Source organism: Dactylosporangium sp. NPDC049140 (genome assembly GCF_040648435.1).
Genome location: NZ_JBEZDS010000007.1, coordinates 221,225 through 241,324 on the forward strand (window position 1 = coordinate 221,225; position 20,100 = coordinate 241,324).

At 68.0% G+C, this 20,100-nt stretch carries 23 protein-coding genes and 1 pseudogene; 7 read left to right on the top strand and 17 right to left on the bottom strand.

The features are described from left to right. The 7 genes from AB0B76_RS14780 to AB0B76_RS14810 all read right to left on the bottom strand — a co-directional run bounded on the left by AB0B76_RS14780 (position 1) and on the right by AB0B76_RS14810 (position 4,838). The gene (locus AB0B76_RS14780; RefSeq protein ID WP_360374724.1) at positions 1 to 252 is read right to left on the bottom strand and encodes a hypothetical protein; all 252 of its coding nucleotides are present in this window, start codon (positions 250 to 252) and stop codon (positions 1 to 3) included. Between the two features lie 139 nt (positions 253 to 391). Continuing rightward, a complete protein-coding gene (locus AB0B76_RS14785; RefSeq protein ID WP_360374726.1) occupies positions 392 to 2,482 on the bottom strand; it encodes a cell division protein FtsK in 2,091 nt (696 codons plus the stop codon). A 96-nt stretch (positions 2,483 to 2,578) separates the two neighbouring features. Beyond that, complete coding sequence (locus AB0B76_RS14790) at positions 2,579 to 2,923, bottom strand: hypothetical protein (protein ID WP_360374728.1); 345 nt, start codon at positions 2,921 to 2,923, stop codon at positions 2,579 to 2,581. Positions 2,924 to 2,934: 11 nt separating this feature from the next. After that, positions 2,935 to 3,519 carry a DUF2637 domain-containing protein gene (locus AB0B76_RS14795; protein WP_360374730.1) on the bottom strand — a complete coding sequence of 195 codons (585 nt, stop codon included), beginning with the start codon at positions 3,517 to 3,519 and terminating at the stop codon, positions 2,935 to 2,937. Continuing rightward, positions 3,516 to 3,740: a hypothetical protein gene (locus AB0B76_RS14800; RefSeq protein ID WP_360374732.1), complete on the bottom strand. Its 225-nt coding sequence runs from the start codon at positions 3,738 to 3,740 to the stop codon at positions 3,516 to 3,518. The genes AB0B76_RS14795 and AB0B76_RS14800 overlap by 4 nt, the downstream gene beginning before the upstream one ends. Before the next feature lie 13 nt (positions 3,741 to 3,753). Beyond that, a complete protein-coding gene (locus AB0B76_RS14805) occupies positions 3,754 to 3,999 on the bottom strand; it encodes a DUF6284 family protein (protein ID WP_360374734.1) in 246 nt (81 codons plus the stop codon). Positions 4,000 to 4,556: 557 nt separating this feature from the next. Further along, the gene (locus AB0B76_RS14810; RefSeq protein ID WP_360374736.1) at positions 4,557 to 4,838 is read right to left on the bottom strand and encodes a hypothetical protein; all 282 of its coding nucleotides are present in this window, start codon (positions 4,836 to 4,838) and stop codon (positions 4,557 to 4,559) included. 97 nt (positions 4,839 to 4,935) lie between these two features. Here AB0B76_RS14810 and AB0B76_RS14815 point away from each other — a divergent pair, with 97 nt between their 5' ends. The 3 genes from AB0B76_RS14815 to AB0B76_RS14825 are packed head-to-tail and all read left to right on the top strand — an operon-like array spanning position 4,936 to position 6,364. Next, on the top strand, positions 4,936 to 5,283 hold the full coding sequence (locus tag AB0B76_RS14815) for a winged helix-turn-helix domain-containing protein (protein ID WP_360374738.1): 348 nt from the start codon (positions 4,936 to 4,938) through the stop codon (positions 5,281 to 5,283). 5 nt (positions 5,284 to 5,288) lie between these two features. Further along, the gene (locus AB0B76_RS14820) at positions 5,289 to 5,966 is read left to right on the top strand and encodes an NUDIX domain-containing protein (RefSeq protein WP_360374740.1); all 678 of its coding nucleotides are present in this window, start codon (positions 5,289 to 5,291) and stop codon (positions 5,964 to 5,966) included. Then, positions 5,963 to 6,364, top strand: a complete 402-nt coding sequence (locus AB0B76_RS14825) for an NUDIX hydrolase (protein ID WP_360374742.1) — start codon at positions 5,963 to 5,965, stop codon at positions 6,362 to 6,364. Before AB0B76_RS14820 ends, AB0B76_RS14825 begins: the two co-directional genes overlap by 4 nt. 3 nt (positions 6,365 to 6,367) lie before the next feature. On the opposite strand, the gene AB0B76_RS14830 is transcribed toward AB0B76_RS14825, so the two are convergent. Next, on the bottom strand, positions 6,368 to 6,685 hold the full coding sequence (locus AB0B76_RS14830; RefSeq protein WP_360374744.1) for a hypothetical protein: 318 nt from the start codon (positions 6,683 to 6,685) through the stop codon (positions 6,368 to 6,370). Then, positions 6,685 to 7,179: a nucleoside-diphosphate kinase gene (locus tag AB0B76_RS14835; protein WP_360374746.1), complete on the bottom strand. Its 495-nt coding sequence runs from the start codon at positions 7,177 to 7,179 to the stop codon at positions 6,685 to 6,687. The genes AB0B76_RS14830 and AB0B76_RS14835 overlap by 1 nt, the downstream gene beginning before the upstream one ends. 186 nt (positions 7,180 to 7,365) lie before the next feature. On the opposite strand from AB0B76_RS14835, the gene AB0B76_RS14840 reads away from it, so the two are divergent. Further along, positions 7,366 to 10,527, top strand: coding sequence for an NACHT domain-containing protein (locus tag AB0B76_RS14840; RefSeq protein WP_360374748.1), 3,162 nt, complete (start codon positions 7,366 to 7,368; stop codon positions 10,525 to 10,527). A 214-nt stretch (positions 10,528 to 10,741) separates the two neighbouring features. Here the strand turns inward: AB0B76_RS14840 and AB0B76_RS14845 are convergent, their stop codons facing one another. Further along, positions 10,742 to 12,091, bottom strand: a complete 1,350-nt coding sequence (locus tag AB0B76_RS14845) for a gamma-glutamyltransferase (protein ID WP_360374750.1) — start codon at positions 12,089 to 12,091, stop codon at positions 10,742 to 10,744. 79 nt (positions 12,092 to 12,170) lie between these two features. Here AB0B76_RS14845 and AB0B76_RS14850 point away from each other — a divergent pair, with 79 nt between their 5' ends. Both AB0B76_RS14850 and AB0B76_RS14855 read left to right on the top strand, forming a co-directional pair. Beyond that, positions 12,171 to 13,517 carry an MFS transporter gene (locus AB0B76_RS14850; RefSeq protein WP_360374752.1) on the top strand — a complete coding sequence of 449 codons (1,347 nt, stop codon included), beginning with the start codon at positions 12,171 to 12,173 and terminating at the stop codon, positions 13,515 to 13,517. Next, positions 13,492 to 14,919 (top strand): aminotransferase class V-fold PLP-dependent enzyme, encoded by a 1,428-nt coding sequence (locus AB0B76_RS14855; RefSeq protein ID WP_360374754.1) that lies wholly within the window; start codon positions 13,492 to 13,494, stop codon positions 14,917 to 14,919. The genes AB0B76_RS14850 and AB0B76_RS14855 overlap by 26 nt, the downstream gene beginning before the upstream one ends. Here AB0B76_RS14855 and AB0B76_RS14860 read toward each other — a convergent pair. From AB0B76_RS14860 to proB, 6 genes and pseudogenes are all read right to left on the bottom strand, one after another. Then, positions 14,885 to 15,856 carry a complex I subunit 1 family protein gene (locus AB0B76_RS14860; protein WP_360374903.1) on the bottom strand — a complete coding sequence of 324 codons (972 nt, stop codon included), beginning with the start codon at positions 15,854 to 15,856 and terminating at the stop codon, positions 14,885 to 14,887. The genes AB0B76_RS14855 and AB0B76_RS14860 overlap by 35 nt on opposite strands. After that, positions 15,856 to 16,374: an NADH-quinone oxidoreductase subunit C gene (locus AB0B76_RS14865; RefSeq protein ID WP_360374756.1), complete on the bottom strand. Its 519-nt coding sequence runs from the start codon at positions 16,372 to 16,374 to the stop codon at positions 15,856 to 15,858. Before AB0B76_RS14865 ends, AB0B76_RS14860 begins: the two co-directional genes overlap by 1 nt. Next, positions 16,371 to 16,880, bottom strand: a complete 510-nt coding sequence (locus tag AB0B76_RS14870; RefSeq protein ID WP_360374758.1) for an NADH-quinone oxidoreductase subunit B family protein — start codon at positions 16,878 to 16,880, stop codon at positions 16,371 to 16,373. The genes AB0B76_RS14865 and AB0B76_RS14870 overlap by 4 nt, the downstream gene beginning before the upstream one ends. Beyond that, positions 16,861 to 17,211, bottom strand: a complete 351-nt coding sequence (locus tag AB0B76_RS14875; protein WP_360374760.1) for a fructosamine kinase family protein — start codon at positions 17,209 to 17,211, stop codon at positions 16,861 to 16,863. Before AB0B76_RS14875 ends, AB0B76_RS14870 begins: the two co-directional genes overlap by 20 nt. After that, positions 17,175 to 17,483, bottom strand: a pseudogene (locus tag AB0B76_RS14880) (fructosamine kinase family protein); the annotation flags it as partial. The pseudogene AB0B76_RS14880 and the gene AB0B76_RS14875, both read right to left, overlap by 37 nt. A gap of 269 nt (positions 17,484 to 17,752) precedes the next feature. Further along, positions 17,753 to 18,853 (bottom strand): glutamate 5-kinase, encoded by a 1,101-nt coding sequence (gene proB / locus AB0B76_RS14885; RefSeq protein ID WP_360374762.1) that lies wholly within the window; start codon positions 18,851 to 18,853, stop codon positions 17,753 to 17,755. A 52-nt stretch (positions 18,854 to 18,905) separates the two neighbouring features. Here proB and AB0B76_RS14890 point away from each other — a divergent pair, with 52 nt between their 5' ends. After that, a complete protein-coding gene (locus AB0B76_RS14890) occupies positions 18,906 to 19,205 on the top strand; it encodes an MGMT family protein (protein WP_360374764.1) in 300 nt (99 codons plus the stop codon). Between the two features lie 44 nt (positions 19,206 to 19,249). Here the strand turns inward: AB0B76_RS14890 and AB0B76_RS14895 are convergent, their stop codons facing one another. Then, a complete protein-coding gene (locus tag AB0B76_RS14895) occupies positions 19,250 to 20,017 on the bottom strand; it encodes an SDR family oxidoreductase (RefSeq protein ID WP_360374766.1) in 768 nt (255 codons plus the stop codon). Between the last annotated feature and the right edge of the window lie 83 nt (positions 20,018 to 20,100).

Below are 20,100 nucleotides of genomic sequence, written 5' to 3' on the forward strand. Positions count from 1 at the left end.
TCAGCGGTTGCCGTCGCGGTGGATGCGGCGCAGTTCGTTGATGAGGTGGATGCCGTACCGGATGCGCAGCCCGGTGGCGTCGCAGCGGCGGCATGGGCGGCTGACACGGCCGAACTGGCGGCGTGCGAGGCCGGTCCCGCCGCAGGTGCGGCAGCGGCGAAAGGGCGCGATCCGGCACAGCGCGAGGTAACCGCCGGTGACGAGCGGCAGGCAGAGGCAGAGCAGGATGGCTAGCAGGTCGAGGGGGTTCACAAGGCCCTCCAGGGGCGACGTCAGCGCGTGCGGCGAGGGGCCGCTAGGGCGCTAGGAGGCAGGCAGCGGCTTGGTTCAGGTGCTAGCGGGGGTGCTAGATCTAGCGGCGCGGGGCTGTTAGACCTAGCACCGTTCGCGGTCAGGCGGCGTCGCGACGGCGGTTACGTTCGGTCAGTGCAGCCATGACCGCCGCGCGTTCGAACCCGCGCCGGTTGGCGCCCTTGCCGGTCGCCGGGTCGGTCCCCCAGGTCTGTGAGACCTTGACCTTGAACGGCTTCAGGGCCACGGTGACCCGCTCGCCGTCCCACCCGCCGTACACGTCGGGCCGCAGCTCGGCCAAGCGGGCGGCGACGGTCTCGCACCACACCTTCGCCTCGCTCACGGGCAGCACCGCGGCGATGTCGTCGAGCAGCGACACCGACGCGACAGCGGCCGGGGCGAACTGGTCGCCGAGCGCGTGCCCGGTGAGCGTGCCAGCCTTCTCCCGCGCCGCGCGGGCCCGGGTGACCACCGCCCCGGCCGCCGGTACGTCCACGTAGTACGTGCGCGCGATCTGCGGTTCGTCGCTCTCGCCAGCGAGGTAGCCGATGCCGAGGTCGCGGCGGCTGAACATGGTGGCGCGGATGCCGTTGCGATAGGCGCTGGTGCCGAGCACCATGTCGTTCTCCATCTGACCCATGACCTTGAGGCAGAACCGGAGTACGGCGTTGCCGGAGATGCCGGTCGGCAGCGACTTGGAGTCGGGGCGCTGGGTGGCGAAGACGGCGATGATGAGCGCGGCCGGCCCGCGCCGCACGAGGTCTTCGGCGATGGCGCACAGCTCGTCGCCGTACTCCGGGTGCTCGAACCACCGTTGGCACTCGTCGACCACGAGCACGACCGGATGCAGCCGGTACGCCTTCCGAGAAGCCAACTCGGGCGTGATCTTCGACTCCGGTGCCAGCTCACGCGGCAGTTCCCGCACGACCTTCGTGCGGCGGGTCAGTTCCTTGGCTAGGTCGCGCATGTCGGCCAAGGAGTACGCGATGTCGTCCTCGTCGTCGCCGGCCCGGTAGCGGTGGGCGACCGGTTGGAGCGGGGCGAGGTCGCCCATCCCCTTGAGGTCGTACGCGTGCAGCTCGGCGAGCGGGTCGAGCGCGGCGGCGAGCAGCAGCAGCCGCGCGGCGAACGTCTTGCCCACCCGCGGGATCGAGCCGACGACCATCGACGCGAACGCCAGCGTGAGCGTGACGGGCCGGCCGCGCTGGTCGGTACCGAACGGGATCGGGCGGAACAGGTCGACCGTCCCCGACTTCAGCAGCGGCCACGCCGGCTGACGCGACTTGGAGAGATCCTCGTCGCCGACCCACAGGATCAACCGCCCCGGGTGTACGTCGAGATTGCCCTCCGGCCACACACAACCCAGCGGCCGCCCGAGCGCCGACGCCAGTTCCTTGCGCTTGTCGGCAACCTGGTCAACGGTCGTACCGGGCGGCAGGTCCACGACAGCGCGCCACCCGGGCCCGTCACGGCTGATCGGCTCCGCGAACCGGATGGCGTCCTTGGCGCCCCGCTTGGCAATGGCCTGGTTGATCCCCGCGACCCCGATGGCGCCCAGGGCGGCGAGCACCACATCGGACGTCAGACGCGGCGCTCGGGCGACGGACACAGCGGTGTCGAGCAGCGGCCGATCGGCCGGCCCACCACCGAGCCCGAGGAGCGCGACAACAAAAACGAGCGCGGTGTACGAGTACACCGGCGGCAAGACGAGGAACGCGAACGTCACGGCGCCGAGCGCGAGTGTGCTCGACGTCAGCAGGATGAGGGTCCGCAGCCGCACGCGGGCGTCGCGCTGGCGGGAGAGCTTGAGGTACTCCTCAGCGTTCTCCCGCCGCACCGCCGCCGCACGCACCGGCGCGCCCTCGGCATCGGTCACCCACCGGCCCGTGCCGGCCGCGAACCGGGCAGCGCCGCGCGGGGTTCGGATCAACAGCTTGCAGGTGTACTTCGGGCAGCGCGTCACGTGATACAGGCACGCATGCGTGTAGTACGCAACGACCCATTTGGTCTGGGTGAGCAGTTCGGTCCGCGACCGCGCCCACGCGGGCACGATCGGGCGGCGCTGCGCTGTACGGAGGGCGGCGATGCTCCACCGGGCCGGTTTGAGCGCGTCGGGTGCGTCGACCGGGACCGGGAAGTCGAGAATCTCTGCCTCATGCCGGTCCCAGTCGAAGCGTTCGGGGTTTGCCATGATGGGTGTTCCTCCACCGAGGTCTGTGATGGCTGACGAGGAGGCCGGGGCGCGGCCGGAGGTTTGCGAGGCCGGAAGGCCGCGCCCCGGGCGGAGCTACCGTTCGAGGTCGTCGATGACCTCGCCGTCGATGTCCGTGAGGATCGCCGCGAGGTCGTCGTATTCGCCCGCATCGAATTCGGAAACGAACTGCGTGGCGCCGGCGGGCAGCGGCACCTCGTACATCTCGCCGTCGGTGGAGATGACCGTGATGCGGTTGCGGGTGACCGACGCGACCTCGGCGTGCGGGACGACGGCGACGATGTAGTTCGACACCGGGCAGCGGAGCCCGTCGTGGCGTAGTCCGGTCCAGCGGCCGCGGAGCAGCGTGACGGCTACTGCGGCGCCGGTCGTGCCGAGGGCGTCGAGGGCGTGCATGAGGTCTCGGTGCAGTGGGTTCATGTGCCGGGCTCCTAGGCTGTCTGGGCGTTCAGGTGGCGGCGGACGGTCCGGTCGGTGACGCCGACGCGGCGCGCGATGTCCGCAGCGGACATGTCCGGATGCCGTTCCCGCAGGCGGGCAATCGCGGACGCGGTGTTCTGCTTGCGTGGCTTCGGCGGCGTCCGCTCGATGTCCGGGGCCGTGTCCGGCGCGATGTCCGGCGGGACGTCCTGCATCCGGCCGGCCAACTCGACCAGGCACACGGACGCGACCACGACGACGCCGTCGACCGAGAGCGGGATGAGGTAGGGCGCGAGGCCCTGCTCCCCGTACCGCGCGGCGACGCCGGCCATGTGCGTGTACGACACCCAAGCGGCGATCCCCGCAATCCCCGCCGTCGCGGTCAGGCGCACCGCGGCGAGCGAACGACGATGCACCGGTACCCGCGAAATCAGCTCGACGGTGAGCAGCAACGCGAGCGGCGGCCAGGCCGAGATCGCCTGCGAGATCGGGTTCGGGTCGGCGTGCAGGATGTTCGCCGCGACCGAGGTGGCCACGCCGAGCACGAGCGCGGCGCGGACACCCCAGCGGACGCGGATCAGGTGGTCCTCGTTCACTTGCCACCGCCGAGCGAGTCGCCGATGGCGGTCATGCCCGAGCGGACGCCGTCGACAACGGCGCGCGACGGTTTGGTCAGCACCCCGTTGGAGCCGGCGACGACCATGCCGAGCAGGAACGCGGACAGCGCGGTGACCGCGATCCGGCCGCGGGTCTTGCGATCGACGAACAGCGTGGCGAGCAGGCCGAGCAGGATCAGCGAGAAGATCCCGAGGCTCATGTGCGGACTCCCTTCATGCAGCGGGGTCGAGGGATTCGGAGATTCGGCGGTACACCAGCGCGGCGGCCTCGCGCAGCACGTGACGCTCCGCGGTCCGCAGCCGGTGCCAGTCGCGAACGGTGGGCTGGGGTTCGGCGGTCAGGACCCGGATCTCGGCGGCGACGAGGGACATCTCCGCCTCGATGAGCGGCCACTCGCGCTGGATCGCGGCAAGCTCCGCGGGCGAGGGGCCGTCAGGAGAAACGCAGTTCATGGTCATCCTCTACAACTCGACGTTGTATTCAGGCGTGAGCAACGTACAACTTGACGTTGTATTCGAGCAAGGGCCCTTCGCCGACGTGGCCAACTCAGGACGGCGGACTTGGCCAACTCGGGGCCGCCGACTTGGCCAACAAAGGGCTGTAGTGTTGGCCAACGATGAGCGAGGAGTTGCCCGCTGACTGGTGGACGACCGATGACGTCCTGGCGTACCTGCGCTCAGCAGGCGCGCCGATCAGCCGCGTGACCTGGGCGGCCTACGTGTCGCGCGGCCAAGCCCCCGCCGCCGATCGCATGTTCGGCCGTTCCCCGGCCTGGCGGCCGGCCGCCGTACGCGAGTGGCAAGCCTCTCGCCCCCGACGCGGTTCCATCGATGCCTCACCTCCTCCCGTCGACCCGTCTTCCGATGAAGACAAGTCAACCGGGAAACCGCCGCGGCGCCGATGAATAAAGCCACCATCGTCGATGCAGTTCCGATGCAGCTAGGGTGCAGTTGGCCGCCCGGACATACGAAAGAGCCTCCACCGCGGACCACGGTGGAGGCTCCTTCGTGCGCGGCTAGGCCGCGCCAAGGCTGCGCAACGCCTCATCGAGGGTGTCGCGCAGACGGCGCGCGTCCGGCGCGCCGAGGAACGCGATCGCCGGCGCCCTACCCCGCACGGAGTACGTGACTTCGATTCCGGCCTCCTCAAAGCGTTCCATCACCGCGACCGCAACGTTGCCCACCTTCAGGCGCACCTCGCCGACGCCGTGCACGTGGTACGGCGAGCCCGTCCGGTGCTTGGCGCCGCACCAGACGGGACAGTCCGTGACCGCCGACCGCTCCTGCTCCTCCGCCATCAAACCTCTCCCTCCGGCTGACCTTCGCCTTCAAAGGTACAGACGTCTAGACGCATACACCACCTGATGTCTACACGTCCGTACGTACAGTAGTTATATGATCACGCCGGATCGGGAAGGTGCTGCATACCGGCAGCTCGCCACGGTTCTGCGTGACCGCATCCGTAACGGAGAGCTACCACCGGGCCGGCGGATGCCATCGGAGAAGGATCTTCACGACGAGTTCGGCCTGGCCCGCGAGACCGTACGGCGCGCCATGGCCGTCCTGCGCGCGGAGGGCCTGATCGACATCCGCCCGGGCCACGGCACGTTCGTCGTCGACACACCGCCACACGTGACACTCGAACCCGGCGACTGCGTCACCTCAAGCGCAGGCCTCACCGTCACACGAGCCTCCGGCGAGGTCGAGACGTTCCCGGCGGGCACGAAGCTCACGGTCGCCTGACGCAGATGAGCCAGCCGGCGCGGGACACGGTCATCGACCAGTGGACCGGCCGCCACGCCTGCGCCCTCCAAGCCGCGCTGCGCATGTCCCAGGACGAAATGGCCGACCGCCTCGGCGCGGCAAAGCGCACGATCGCGTCCTGGCACAGCACCCCGGACGTACGCATCCGGCCGGAGCTGCAACGGGCCCTCGACACCATGTACGAGCAGGCACCCGAGTCGGTAAAGGTCCGCTTCGCCCGGCAACTGCGCGCCGAGGACCGCGCTGAGGTCGACGCCGCCCCGGCCGGCGTGACGCTCACCGTCGCCATCGCCGTCGTCACCAACGAAACCGACGTCCTGCTCGTCTGCCGCCGCGAGGACAACCCCGGCGGCATCACCTGGCAGTTCCCAGCCGGCATCGTCAAGCCCGGCGCCAAATCCCGCACCGTCGCGGTACGCGAAACCCTCGCGGAGACAGGCATTCATTGCTCGGTCGTCCAAGACCTCGGCAGCCGCGTGCACCCCGTGACCGGCGTCTTCGCCGAGTATTTCCTCTGCGCCTACCTCGCCGGCCAGGTCGAGAACCGCGACACCGACGAAAACGTCGACGCCATCTGGATCCCGCGGCAGCGCGTCACCGACTTCATCGCGCCCGAGCGCATCTACCCACCCGCACTGCAAGCACTCAGCGAGGAATCATGACCGAACCCGCACGCCCCACCATCGCCGCCGCTGTCATCGTCGAAGAGGGCCGCCTGCTCCTCGTCCGCCGCCGCGTCAAGGAGGGCGCCCTGTCTTGGCAGTTCCCCGCCGGCGAGGTCGAGCCCGGCGAAACCGACGAGCAAGCCGCCGTGCGCGAGGCGAACGAGGAAACCACGCTAGTCGTCCAGGCGACACGCTCCCTCGGCAGCCGCGTACACCCAGCGACGGGCCGCACCATGGCCTACGTCGCCTGCGACCGCGTGAGCGGCACCGCTGCGGTCGGCGACGAGGAGGAGCTGGCAGAGGTGGCGTGGTGCGACCGCGCCACCCTCACCGAATACGTCCCGTACCCCTTCTTCGGCCCGGTTCAGGAGTACCTCGACACCGCGCTCGTCTGAGCCTCAGGCCGCGTCGAGCAGATCCCGCAACCGCGCCCGGACCACACCATCATGAAAATGATCCGGCAGCGGTACCCCACCCACGTCCTGCCGACCCGACGCAACATCGTCCATCGAGTCCGACGGCAACGCCTCGGCAAGCTGGAGACACTCGCGCGCGTACTTACGCGCCTCCTCCGTCTCCCCCAACTCCCGCAACCGCACCGCCAGGGCGTAGGCATACTCCGCGGCGGCCCGATCGTCCTGGTAGAACCGCTCCTCGTCGTACTGCTTCCGCAGCTCCCCGATCGTCACCACGGGCGCCGCGTCCTCGCCGACCATCAGAACAGGTACCGCTCAGCCACGGTCTGGTAGGTGAACAGCTCCGCTTCGGAGAACCACAACTCAACCTCGTACTTCGCCTCTTCCGAGTTCCCGGACGCGTGGATGAGGTTCGCGGCCACGGTGTGGTTGGCCTCGGTGTACGCCTTCGATGTGTGCGCGAAGTCCCCACGGATCGTGCCGGGGTTCGCCTGGTTCGGGAACGTCACGCCAACAAGCCGGCGCACCGTCGGCACCGCCTCGACGCCCTCCAGCACCAGGGCAATGACCGGCCCGGTCTGCATGAAGTTCGCGGTCACGTCGAAGACCGACTTGCCGAACCGCTCCTCCAAGTCGAAGTAGTGCTTCTTCGCCAGGTCAGCGTCCATCTGCACCATCTTGGTGCCCACGATCTTCAACCCAGCTTCTTCAAATCGCTGGATGATCCGCCCAGCCAGCCCACGCGCCACCGCGTCCGGCTTCAGCAGTACAAGGGTCCGCTCCAACGCCGCCATGCTTACCTCTCCTGTCAGAACTTAACTAGACCAGTCTGCATCAACGATGCCGATCAACATGGGTTAGGTCCACCATGGCGCCGTATCGGGCATCCAATACCCACATGCATTCGGGATTTAAGCCTTCCGCAAAAGTAACGGAACCACTACGCTTCGACCAAAAAGTTGCCTGCGTGGGAGACTACGATGGACCCAGCATCAGCTAAGACCCTGGCAAATATAGCAGTTCAAGGCGTTCGAGGCGCCGTTGGGCAAGTTAAGAAGGCTCGCAGCAAGACAGAGCAGCAACATGCCGAAGCCTTAGCCGATCGTTTGCTGAGACCCGTCGAGGGTTCAATGCTAGCGCTCCTGACTCAGCTAGACGCACGGCTGCCGCAGGGGGTTGTAACGGCAGTCGCATCGGCACTCAAATCTCCCGACTTCGAAGAGGTTGGCCGGACCATTGCCGTGGCCGTGGCTACCGGCGAATGGAAGCGCAGCCGCGATTCCATAATCGAGATAACGTCGGCTATTCTTGTTCTTCAAACCGGCATCGATGCAGGCAACGCAAAGATAGCCTCTGCAACCTTAGTTAGTGCTCTTGCAAGCTTGACATCCTCAATGCTGACCGACATCAGCACAAAATCCAAGTCTGAGTATGGCCGCATCATCGATAGGGCAATCCTTGAAAAGAATGGCGGATACCTGAAGGGTATTTTAGATCGCACAGCAATCCTCCAGCGACAAAGACCTGAAGGATTGCCGGCAATCGCCCATTTCACCGAACAATACAGGGAGGCCATCTACGCTAAGACTAGCAGTATCGTGCCTGCCTCTTTGGATAACCAGAAGTTCGTTCCAATCGACGCGATCTACGTCGATCCACAGCTGATTAGCGACGATCCCTCCCGTTTCGTACTACCTAAAAGTGATCAAAGCCGCGTCGATTTAACGTTGTTTGATCTAATTGATTACGGCTACAGAGTGGTGGTCCTGGGAGACCCAGGTGCAGGTAAGTCAACTCTTGCGCAACGACTTACGAACCTACTCTCGCGCCATCAGGTGCGGACCGAACCCACTCCGATACCAGTTATTGTGACTTTGCGGAAATACGAACAGGCCAAGCAAGAACGATCTGTATCGCTGGTCGAGTATATAGAGTCCATGATCCGAGAAGACTTTCATCTATCAGCGCCGCCAGGCGCAATCGAATACCTACTCTCACTAGGTCGATGCCTAATCTTCTTCGACGGGCTCGATGAACTTCTGGACACACACAGACGCCGCGAGATAAGTGAAAGTATTGAATCGTTTGCGAAGTTGTTCTCCTCAACGAAGGTGTTCGTGACTTCACGAAAGGTCGGGTACTGGGATGCACCACTCAATCCCGGCTCATTCACGACAGCCCGCCTGGTGGAACTCGATAAATCGAGTGTGGAGCAGTACGCAAACAAATGGTTTTCTCTTCAGCCGGGCCTAACTTCCCGTGAGCAAAGAGAAGTATCGGCTGCATTCCTGATTGAGTCGTCTAGCATCCCGGATATACGGGCAAACCCTCTAATGCTTAGCCTGTTATGCAATGTTTATCGGGGCGCTCGTTGGATCCCTCAGAATCGTGCAGACCTCTATGAACGATGCGCACTAATGCTCTTTGAACGATGGGATGAACAACGCGGTATCGGTAGCCAACGTGTATTAAGAGCCGACGCACGCGCGGCACTACAGGAAGTCGCCTACTCAATTTTCATGAGTGACGGCAGGCTCGATCCCATGCCAGAGAGGGCTCTGAAGAGTAAGCTGACGCGATTTTGGAAGGAGGAGCACTTTGAGAGGCTGGAGGATGCAGAGGCAGCTGCCATCTCACTTTATAAGTCGTGGCACGGACGAGCGTGGGTACTGACAGACGCCGGAACCACTGCCGATGGGGAGCGCCTCTATAGATTTACGCATCGGACCTTTCTTGAATACTTTACCGCGGTCGAGATAGTTCGTCGAAATCCTAGCCCGAGTAGATTGTGGAGGATCCTTGGCCCAAACCTTCGAGAGGGCGGCTGGGATATCGTCGCCCAGATTGCAATTCAGGTTCTACATGAAAATTACCGAGGCGCCAGAAGAAAAATCTACGATTCGATCGCGTCGGAGCTAGATGACCCGAAGTTGCATTTACGCGAGCGCCTTAACCTCCTGTCTTTTGCGGCGCGCCATTTCGGCACGCTTAACCCGCCCGCCGCTAACTGTCGATCGCTGACACGAACTGCCCTCCGCTTCGCGATCGACGGTCAACCTGACGGCGAGAGATTCCCTCGGTACGAGGATTACATCGCCTACATGCCCGGAGAATGGCAATCTGGTGCGGACATCGGCAGGGCGGAACAAGATGAGGAGGATGACAACGAGGCCGATGAAGAAATCGGCCCTGAGCGTTTCATGACGCCGCTAATAGATCTTCTCCAGATCCCGGGACATCTAGGTGAAGTAGCTCTCGACGAAACTCGGATAGCCCTCTGGGATTACGTCCGCGACAGCGAAGATGCACTCTCCGCGAAAGCGTTTGTCTTCGGAACGAATTTTTCGCGGGTTGGGGAAATTGCGCAGAGTTTGGGAGTTGCTACTGATTTGACGGATGGCAGTATGCAGGTCCAGCAGGAGATGATCCGTCTGCTAGATGGATCGCAAATTGCTGCAGCCAGGCTTACACCTTGGGGAAAAGTCACATTTTGGGCGCCATTAGTTGCCGCCCGACTGAATCTGGTTTCACCGCTTCAAGCCGTAGCGGCGGGCCTAACCAACGGCATCCTATGTGCTGGTAATCCGGTATTCCATCGAGCGTCCGACCACTCGGGGCAGGACGCAATGCCGGCGGTTTCAATGCTAAGATCTTATCTCTTCGGCGATAGCGTCGCAGCCGTCGAGAGCGCGCTTGAGGCGCTCAGCGATAAGCTCGGCGAAGGATGCTTCGACAGCGATTGGATAGGAAATTCGGATCTCGGGAGCGAGGTTGTCGCACCTTTCTTCCGAGCCCAGGAGAGCACACACAACGCTACACAAGAACAGGAGCACTCTCGCACGATCGAGCCGCCCGACAATTTAAACGCTGCGTTTTCAGCTTCGGTGCTTCTCGCGGCCATCATCGAGAATGAGCACTGGTCGATATTCGACGATAGCGAAGATCAGCTTGCACACCTTCGACTCGGTCCACTGCAGCGCCTGGAGTCCGCCTTCATCGCCAGGCTTGAGCCCGTGTCCTACCAGGGAGCAGAAGAGGCGCTGCGTGAATTTGGGTTCGATAAGGACCGGACGGCCCTGCTGCTGAAATGGGCAACACGAAAAGCTAACTTTATCCGAAAGAGCGGATATCGGTTACGTTGATCGACGCACGCACAGGGGGTTCCATGACTAGCCATCGCCCCCAATCGCGCCCCACAGAACCCGTCGTAGCCGACGTTCCTGCAGGTCACATGCCGTGAAGAGGGCGGACTGTAAATCCGTCGCGAAAGCTACAGAGGTTCGAATCCTCTACCCGCCACCGGCAAGTCTGAAGGGCCTGTCACCAGGGGAAACCTTGCTGACGGGCCCTTCTGCATTATGTCAGCAGGCGGCCGATCCCGCCCCGCCGCGGGTCGCCCCCGGCGCCCGCCACGCCCACTGCGCTCACCCCGCCGAAGTAATGGTCCGTCCTGTCCCAACGCTGAATCTTGTACCCCGCCTCCTGCAGCGCCTCGAGCTCATCCTCCGGATACCCCGGCTCCGCGTGGACGAGGTCCGAAACGACGTGGAAGCGCGGGCGGCTGATTGCCGTCGCCGTGTCGTCGTCGTCGATCACGGTGTTGATGAGGGCATGCAGCAGGGCCGTGCGGATTCGGGTCGCGCCCGCGGAGCCGATGGCCAGGAGCAGGGGGCCGTCGGGGGCCGTCACGACGGTCGGGCACATGCACGAGGCCATGCGCTCGCCCGGCAGGGTGCCGGGGCGGATCAGCTCGCCCTCGCCCAGCATCGAGTTCAGGTGGATGCCCAGGCCGTCCAGCCAGACGCCCGAGCCGATGCCCATGGTCAGGGTGATCACGCAGGCGTTGCCGTCGCCGTCGACGACCGAGATGTTCGTCGTGTCGCCCAGGCGCTGGGTGCCGTACGCGCGCAAGGCGTCGGCCAGCGCCACCGCCCGCGCCGGGCGGGGCAGGCCGACCAGGTCGGGTAACGCGCCCAGGGTCACGATGAAGTCATTCAGGTCCGGGCGGGCCGCGACCGTCAGGCCGGCCAGCGGGGCCGAGGCCACCGGTTGGCTCAGGACTCGGTACGACGCCAGGTCCGTCGCGGTCAGGACGCCGCCGCCCGATGCGACCGCAGATACCATCCGCCGGCCCACCTCGCCGGTGTAGAAGGCCGCCGGGCCGTCGTCGGCCAGGATGGCCAGCGCTCGGTCCAGGCCCGGGTGGTAGAGCAGGTCGCCGCCGGTGAGGAGGCGGCCCGCGGGGGCGTACACCTGCGCGCCCAGGCCCGGCAGCATCGCCGGGGCCAGCGAGGCCAGGGTCGCGGCGTGCGGCTGGGGCAGCAGCGTGCCGGAGCGGGCCAGCGACACCGCGGGCGCCACGACGCGGGGCCAGGGCAGGCGGCCCCAGCGGGCGTGGATGGCGCCGGCGCCGGCCGGAACGCCGGGCACGCCCACGCTCGAGGCGCCGATCTCGTACCGCTGCGGGACCCCGCCGAACGCCACGGCGATCGGCTCCATCGGCGCCGCGGGGCGGGTGGCCTCCAGGCCCGGCACCGAGCAGAAGAAGTCGAGGCACGTCGTCGTGCCCGTCGCCGCCTCGTAGAACGTGGCGAAGCCGCCGCCCGCGATGCCGGTCAGCACGCTCTCGGCCACGCAGCCGGCGAGCATCGCGGCCACGCCGGCGTCGGCGGCCGAGCCGCCGTCCTCCAGCACCCGCAGTCCCACCTCCGTGGTGGCGGGATGGCCCGCGGCGACACCCGCGGGGGCTTTCCATGAAGAATTCTCGCGGTAGCATCCGTGGACCATGAACCACCCGTCGGAGTCACTGCCCGGTCGCGTGCGGGCGGGATACGCGCTCGGCTCGCTCGTCACTGGCGCGTTCGGCACCGTGCCCGGTTTGCTGCTTCTGCCCTATCTCACCGACACCCTGGGCGTCGCGGCCGGGGTGGCCGGGCTGCTCGTGCTGGCGCCAAAGGCATGGGACGTGCTGATCAACCCGGTTGCCGGGCGAGTTTCTGATCGTACCCGCACGCGCTGGGGCGCTCGCCGACCATTTCTGCTCGGGGCCGGACTCGCCGTGGCCGTCCTGTTCGCGGCGATTTTCGCCGCACCAATAAAAAGCGGCGTATATGTCGCGCTGACGTTTCTCGCCACGGCCACCGCGTACGCGTTCTATCAGGTGCCGTACGTCGCGATGCCCGCCGAGATGACCGCCGACTACAGCGAGCGGACCCGGCTGATGACCTGGCGCGTCGCGCTGCTCGCGGTCGCCATCCTATTGTCGGGGGCGCTGGCCCCGGTGGTCACCAAGCAGTTCGGCGACGGGATTCCGGGCCACCGCGCCATGGGCGTCTTCGTGGCGGCGCTCATCGTCGTCGGTACCCTCGGCAGCTTTCTCGGCACCCGGAAAGCGCCCACCGGCAAAGTCCTCGAGAGCGAAGCGAGCCTGGGGGCGCAGCTCCAAACGGCAAGGCGCAACAAAGCGTTCACCCGGCTGCTCATCTGCTTCATCATCCAGGCCGCCGGGATCGCCACAATGCTCGCCGGGGTCAGCTACTTCGCGACCCAGATCCTCGCCGACCCCGACACCGGGTCCACCGTGCTCTTCGCCTGCTTCGTCGGGCCGGCCCTGCTCGTGATGCCGCTCTGGTCGCGGGCCGGCGCCCGGATCGGAAAGCTGCGCGCCTACGTCCTGGCCTCCCTCATCTTCGCCGGCGCCGCGGCCCTCATCGGGCTGGCGCCGGTCCTGCCCAACGCGGCCGTGTACGTGCTCACCGGGCTGGTCGGGTGCGGGTACGCCGGCCAGCAGGTCTTCGGGCTGGCCATGCTCCCCGACTGCATCGCGTTCGACGCCGCGCGCACCGGCCGGCGCCAGGCCGGCGTGTTCACCGGGCTGTGGACGGCCGGCGAGACGTTCGGGCTGGCGCTCGGGCCCGGGATCTTCGCGCTCCTCCTGGCCGCGTTCGGGTACGTCTCCAGCGACTCCGGCACGGCCGCGGACCAGACGGACACCGCGAAGCTCGGCGTGCTGCTGGGCTTCACGGTGGTACCCGCCGTCGTCGTCGCATTGGCGTTGTTCACTCTGCGAGGCTATGACCTCGACGAAGAGCGACTGTCGCGGGAGGGTGAAGCACTTGAGCGCACTACCTGAGCAGGGCATTGCGGCCCGGGACGTGCTCGCGGAGCTCCAGCGGCTGCGCGAGCACGACCTGCCGACGCACGGCGGGCGGCTGTTCGCCTACGTGTACGACCCGGGCCTGGCCGGCCTCGACGACCTCGCCGCGGCCGCGCACGCGCTGGCCTCGCACGTCAACGGGCTCGACCCGACCGCGTTCCCGTCGCTGCTGGCGATGGAGAACGACCTCGTCGGGGCGGCGGCGCAGGTGCTCGGCGGCGGCGAACACACCGTCGGCAGCGTCACCTCCGGCGGTACCGAATCATTGATCCTGGCCGTGAAGGCGGCCCGGGACGGGCGCCCGGACGTCGGGCGCCCGCGGCTGGTCATGCCGGTCTCGGCGCACGCGGCGCTGGCCAAGGCCGCGGCCTACCTGCGGGTCGAGCTCGACACCGTGCCCGTCGACCCGGTGTCGCTGCGGGTGGACCCGGCGGCGGTCGCGGCCGCCATCACCCCGGAGACGGTGCTCGTGGCCTGCTCGGCGCCGTCGTACGCGCACGGGCTGATCGACCCCGTCGAGCCGATCGCGGCGGCGGCCCGGGCCGCGGGAGTGCGCTGCCACGTGGACGCGTGCTTCGGCGGCTGGACCCTGCCGTACCTGCGCCGGCTGGGCGAGCCCGTCCCGCCGTTCGACCTGTCGGTGCCGGGCGTCACCAGCATCTCGGTCGACCTGCACAAGTACGCCTACGCGCCCAAGGGCGTGTCGGTGCTGCTGCACCGCGACGAGTCGCTGCGCCTGTCGCAGTACTTCGGCTACGCCGACTGGCCCGGGTACACCATGGTCAACCCGGTCATCTCCTCGACGCGCTCCGGCGGCCCGATCGCCGCGGCGTGGGCCACCCTGCGCCACATCGGCGACGACGGCTACCTGGCGCTGGCCGCGAAGGCGCGGGACGCCACCCGGGCGATCGCGGACGCCGTTTCGAAGATCGAAGACTTTTCGGTGGTACCGCGGGAGTCGACGGTCGTCGCCTTCATGTCCTCGGGCGTCGACCTGTTCGTGCTCGCCGACGAGCTCGCCGCGCGCGGCTGGCACACGCAGCCGCAGTTCCGGCACGGGGACATTCCGGCCTCGGTACACCTGACGGTCACCGCCGCCGTGGCGCCGAGGGTGGGCGAGTTCGAGGCCGACCTGACCGCCGCGGTCGCCGCCGCCCGCGCGCACGGCCCGGTCGAGCTGCCCGACGGCGTCCTGGAACTGCTCGGGACCGCGCCGGTCGAGCAGCTCGCCGCGGCATTCGGGCTGGGCGCGGGCGGGGGCCTGCCGGAGCGCATGGCGGCCGTGAACTCGCTGCTGAACGCCGCGGCTCCACCGGTACGAGAGAAGCTGCTCGTGGCTTTTCTCAGTCTCCTGCAGCGACCTTCACGGCGGCCGTGAGCACGAGCTGGGCCAGCGCGGCGGGGACCAGCACGAGCCAGCACAGGCGCTGGAGCTGGTCCTCGCGCAGCCGCGGGTAGGACACGCGCACCCAGATCACCACGAACGCCACCGCGAACACCTTGATCAGCGTCCAGGCCCAGCCGAGCTGCGCGTCGAGGCCGAACGGGCCCTTCCAGCCGCCGAGGAACAGCACCGTGGTAAGGGCGGCGATGACGACGATCCCGACGTACTCCGCCAGCAGGAAGAAGGCGAAGCGCAGTCCGGTGTACTCGGTCATGTAACCGAACACCAGCTCGGAGTCGGCGATCGGCATGTCGAACGGGGGCCGGCGGATCTCGGCCAGCCCGGCGGTGAAGAAGATCAGCATCGCCGGCAGCTGCCACAGCAGCCACCAGGGCCGCCACGCCTCGACGATCCCGGACAGCGACAGTGTGCCCGCGGCCATCGCGACCGACAGCGCGCTCAGGATGAACGGCAGCTCGTACCCGAGCAGCTGGGCCGCCGCGCGCAGGCCGCCGAGCAGGGCGTACTTGTTCGCGCTCGACCACGCCGCCATCAGCACGGCGACCACCCCGACGCCGACCACCGCGAGCACGAGGAACAGCCCGATGTCGAGCTTCTGCGCGACCAGCCCGTGCGGGCCGAGCGGGATGACGAGCAGGACGACGAGGTACGGCAGCAGCGCGACCACCGGCGCGAGGCGGAACACCGCCCGGTCGGCCGCCCGCGGGGTGATGTCCTCCTTCTGCACGAACTTCACGCCGTCGGCGACGAGCTGCGCCCAGCCGTGGAAGGCGCCGGCGTACATGGGCCCGAGGCGGCCCTGCATGTGGGCCATGACCTTGTGCTCGGCCTGCCCGACGATGAGCGGCAGGGTGAGGAACGCGATGACGACCCCGACCACGCGGATCGCGACATCCAGCCAGACCGGCATCATTTCGGCCATTCGTTGGGATCCGGAACCCCGGGCGGCCGCATCGGCGCCCGCTTGCTCACCGTGTGCTCGCTCTCGCCCGGCTCCTTCGCGCCCGGCCACGGCTTGGCGACCCGGCTGGCGAGCACGAACTCCTTGCGCAGCGGGTGGCCCTCGAACTCCTCGGGCAGCAGCAGCGGCTTGAGGTTCTGATTCTCGGGAAACCCGATCCCGAACATCTCGTGCGTTTCCCGCTCGTGCCAGGCCGCGCCAGGGTAGATGCCGACGATGCTCGCGATGGCCGGCGCCGAGCGGGGGATCTCGGCCCGGATCAGGACGCCCTTCTTCTGCGCGATGGACCAGAGGTGTACGACGACCATGAAGCCGCCGGGCAGCTCGTCGACGGCGGAAAGCCAGTCGAAGTAGTCGTAGCCCTCTTTTTTCGCTTCTTCGACCGCCGCGACCCAGTCGTCGGCGGGCACGTCGTAGGTGGGGCGGGCGAACCGGCCGCCGCCGCTCTCCGAGAGCTCGCCCCTCATTTCTTCACCGGGGGTGCCGTCAGCGCCTTGACGTCGGGCCGCGGGGTGCCGCCGAGCCCGGCCTGCTCCCCGGCGATCTTCTCCTGCAGCCGCATGATCCCGTGCAGCAGCGCCTCGGGCCGCGGCGGGCAGCCGGGCACGTACACGTCCACGGGGATGATCTGGTCGACGCCCTTGGTCACCGAGTACGAGTCCCAGTACGGCCCGCCGCAGTTGGAGCAGGCGCCGAAGCTGATGACGTACTTCGGCTCGGGCATCTGGTCGTAGAGCCGCTTGACCGCGGGCGCCATCTTGTCGGTGACGGTGCCGGACACGACCATGAGATCGGCCTGCCGCGGCCCGTGCGCGAACGGGATGACCCCGAGCCGCATGAAGTCGTGCCGCCCCATGGAGGTGGCGATGAACTCGATGGCGCAGCAGGCGAGCCCGAAGTTGAACACCCACAGCGAGTAGCGCCGCCCCCAGTTGAGCACGAACTTGATCGGCTCACCCAGCACTCCCGACATGGCGACAGCGTACTCGCGCGATGCGCCGGAGAAAGCCTGCCCGTCGGTCCACGGCGACGACCGCGAGGTACGCCTTCGGCACGGGCGCGAAGTAGTCCACGAGCGCGAGATCGGCCCCGGCGTGCCCGTAGTAGGGCGCCACGTCGATGAACACCGGCCCTTCGGCGGTGGTGAGCAGGTCGTTCTGCTGCGCATCGCCGTGCAGGAGGCTCGGGGTGACCTCGGGAAACTCGGCCGCTCCGGGACGCGCTCGACGTGCTTGGCGAGCTCCGGCGGCAGCTGGGCGTCGCGGAGGCGGGGCCGCACGCGGCGCTCGACGTAGAACTCCCACCAGGTGTTGGTCGCGACCGGCCGGTTGTCCTGCGGCAGCAGCCCGAAGTATCCGTCCTCGTCCCGCCCGAATTGCCGGCCTTCGCACCCGTGCAGCGCGGCCAGCGCCCGCCCGATGCCGCGCCACTGCTCCTCGGTCCGTCGGGCGGCGGGAACTTCGTCGACGGCTTCGAGCAACAGCACCGCCCGCTCGCCGACCACGACGATGCCGACCACCGCCGGCGTGGCGACGACTTCGCCGACCAGCTCGAGCCCGCGAACTTCGGCCTCGAGGTGCGCGGCCGTGGTGCTACAGGGCCCGCTGGACGAATTATCACCCCAACGGCCTGCTTCGAGCGCAGTTAGGCGGCAACGGTCGTACCGTTTGCGACGATGACTGCGGCCTGATCAACGACGAAGCGGTCGACCTTCCGGTCCGTAATCCGTGCGCGGCGCACGTGTACGGCTCCGCAGCGGGTGTCCAGCGCCGTCGCCGTCCACGGGCATTGATCACATCCTTTTGACGGCGCCGTTCGAGCCACAGATCTCATATCGTCCTCAAGCTAGAGCAGGACCAGGTCGTCGCGGTGGACGACCTCTCGTTCGTACGCCGGGCCCAGTTCCGCGGCCAGGTCGCCCGTCGAGCGGCCCAGCAGCGGTGGGAGCTCCTCCGCGTCGTAGTTCACCAGGCCGCGGGCCACCGGTACGCCGCCGCCGTCCACGAGGTCCACCGGGTCGCCCGCGGCGAAGCGGCCGTCCACCGCCGTGATGCCCGCCGGCAACAGTGAGGCGTGGCCGCCCACGACCGCTCGTACGGCGCCCGCGTCCAGGACCAGGCGGCCGCGCGGGGTCGTTGCGTGGGCGAGCCAGAAGAGGCGGGCCTGGGGGCGTTCCCGCTGGCGGTGGAACAGGGTGCCCACCGGCTGGCCCGTGAGGACCGCCGAGGCGTTGGGCGCCGAGGCCAGGACGACCGGGATGCCGCTCGTCGTGGCGATGCGGGCCGCCTCGACCTTTGTGACCATGCCGCCGGTACCGACGCCGGCCTTTCCGGGGCGGCGGACGTCGACGCCCTCCAGGTCGGCGAAGGTGCGCACGTCCGTGATGGCGCTCGAGGTCGGCCGGGACGGGTCGCCGGTGTACAGGCCGTCCACGTCGGACAGCAGGACGAGCAGGTCGGCGTGTACCAGCGCGGCGACCAGGGCGGCCAGGCGGTCGTTGTCGCCGAAGCGGATCTCCTGGGTCGCCACCGTGTCGTTCTCGTTCACGATCGGGATGGCCTTCAGGTCCAGCAGGCGGCGCAGGGTGCGGTACGCGTTGCGGTAGTGGGCCCGCCTCGTCACGTCGTCGACCGTGAGCAGGACCTGCCCGACGACGCGGCCGTGGCGGGCGAAGGCGTCGTTGTACGCGCGCATCAGCAGGCCCTGGCCCACGCTCGCGGCCGCCTGCTGGGTCGCCAGGTCGTGCGGGCGGCGGAGCAGGCCCAGCGGGGACAGGCCGGCGGCGATCGCGCCCGAGGACACGAGGACCACCTCGGCCGGGCTGGTGGCCAGGGCCTCGACCAGGGCGTCGACCCTCGCCTCGTCCAGACCTCCGGTCGCGGTGGTCAACGACGACGACCCGATCTTGACGACGATGCGTCGAGCCTCGGTGACCTGTTCGCGCACGCCGCTAATCTTGCCGCGTGCCCGGGGCGGCGGCGCGGTAGGTTCCCATATCGTGGCCGACGAGGAGTTCACCGAGCTGGTGCTGTCGCTCGTGGAGCGGATTCCGCCCGGGCGCGTCATGTCGTACGGGGCGATCGCCGAATATCTCGGCCAGGGCGGACCCCGCCAGGTCGGGGCCGTCATGTCGCACTACGGCGGGCCGGTGCCCTGGCACCGGGTCGTGGCCGCGAACGGGCGGCTGGTCCCCGGCCACGAGCAGGAGGCGCTGCGCCGGCACCGCAGCGAGGGCACCCCGCTGCGCGCCGACAAGGTCGACATGCGCCGCGCGGCCTGGTGGCCCGAGTCAGGCTAAGGCCTGTTTCATGACTGGGGGTGGGAGCGAGGCCGAGTCCAGAGTCATGAAACAGGCCTTGAGGCGCCGTGGGCCGTGACCGTGGTCAGGCCGCCGTCGACGGGCAGCGTCGCGCCCTGGATGTGCGACGCCTCGTCCGAGGCCAGGAACACGGCGGCCGCGGCGACCTCCGCGGGGCTCGACAGCCGGCGGCTCGGGACGGTCGCGACGATGCGCTCCAGGTGCGGGCGGATGGACGTCGACCACTCGACGTCGGTGGGGCCGGGCGCGATCGTGTTGACGCGGATACCGTACGGCCCGAACTCCGCCGCCCACGCGGCCGTCAGCGCGTGCAGGGCGGCCTTCGTCGCGCTGTACAGGGCGCTGCCCGCCATGCCGGTCAGCGCGTTGATCGAGCCGATGTTCACGATCGCGCCGCTGCCCCGGGCCTGCATCTTGGGGGCCAGGGCGGCGGTCAGCAGGTACGGCGCCTTGATGTTGGTGGCCAGGGCCGCGTCCACCACGTCCTCGGGGGTGTCGAAGGTGGGACGGCCGCCGACCAGGTACGCGGCGTTGTTCACCAGCACGTCGACGTCGCCGGCCCGGGCCGCGAACTCCTCGATCGCCTCGCGGCCGGCGGTCAGGTCCACGGGGAGGTAGCGCGCGCGGCCGCCGGCGGTGGTGATCCCGGCGACCACCTCGGCGCCGAGGTCGGCGCGCCGTCCGGTGACGAGCACGGTGGCCCCCTCGGCGGCGAAGCGCTCGGCGATGGCGCGGCCGATGCCGCTCGTCGAGCCGGTGATGAGGGCGGTGCGGTGGGCGAGACGGCTCATGGGGTACAACTCCTAAATGGACTGTTTGGTCCAGCCAACGTAGCACCGTCTGGACTAGATGGTCCACAAAGCTAGGATGTGCT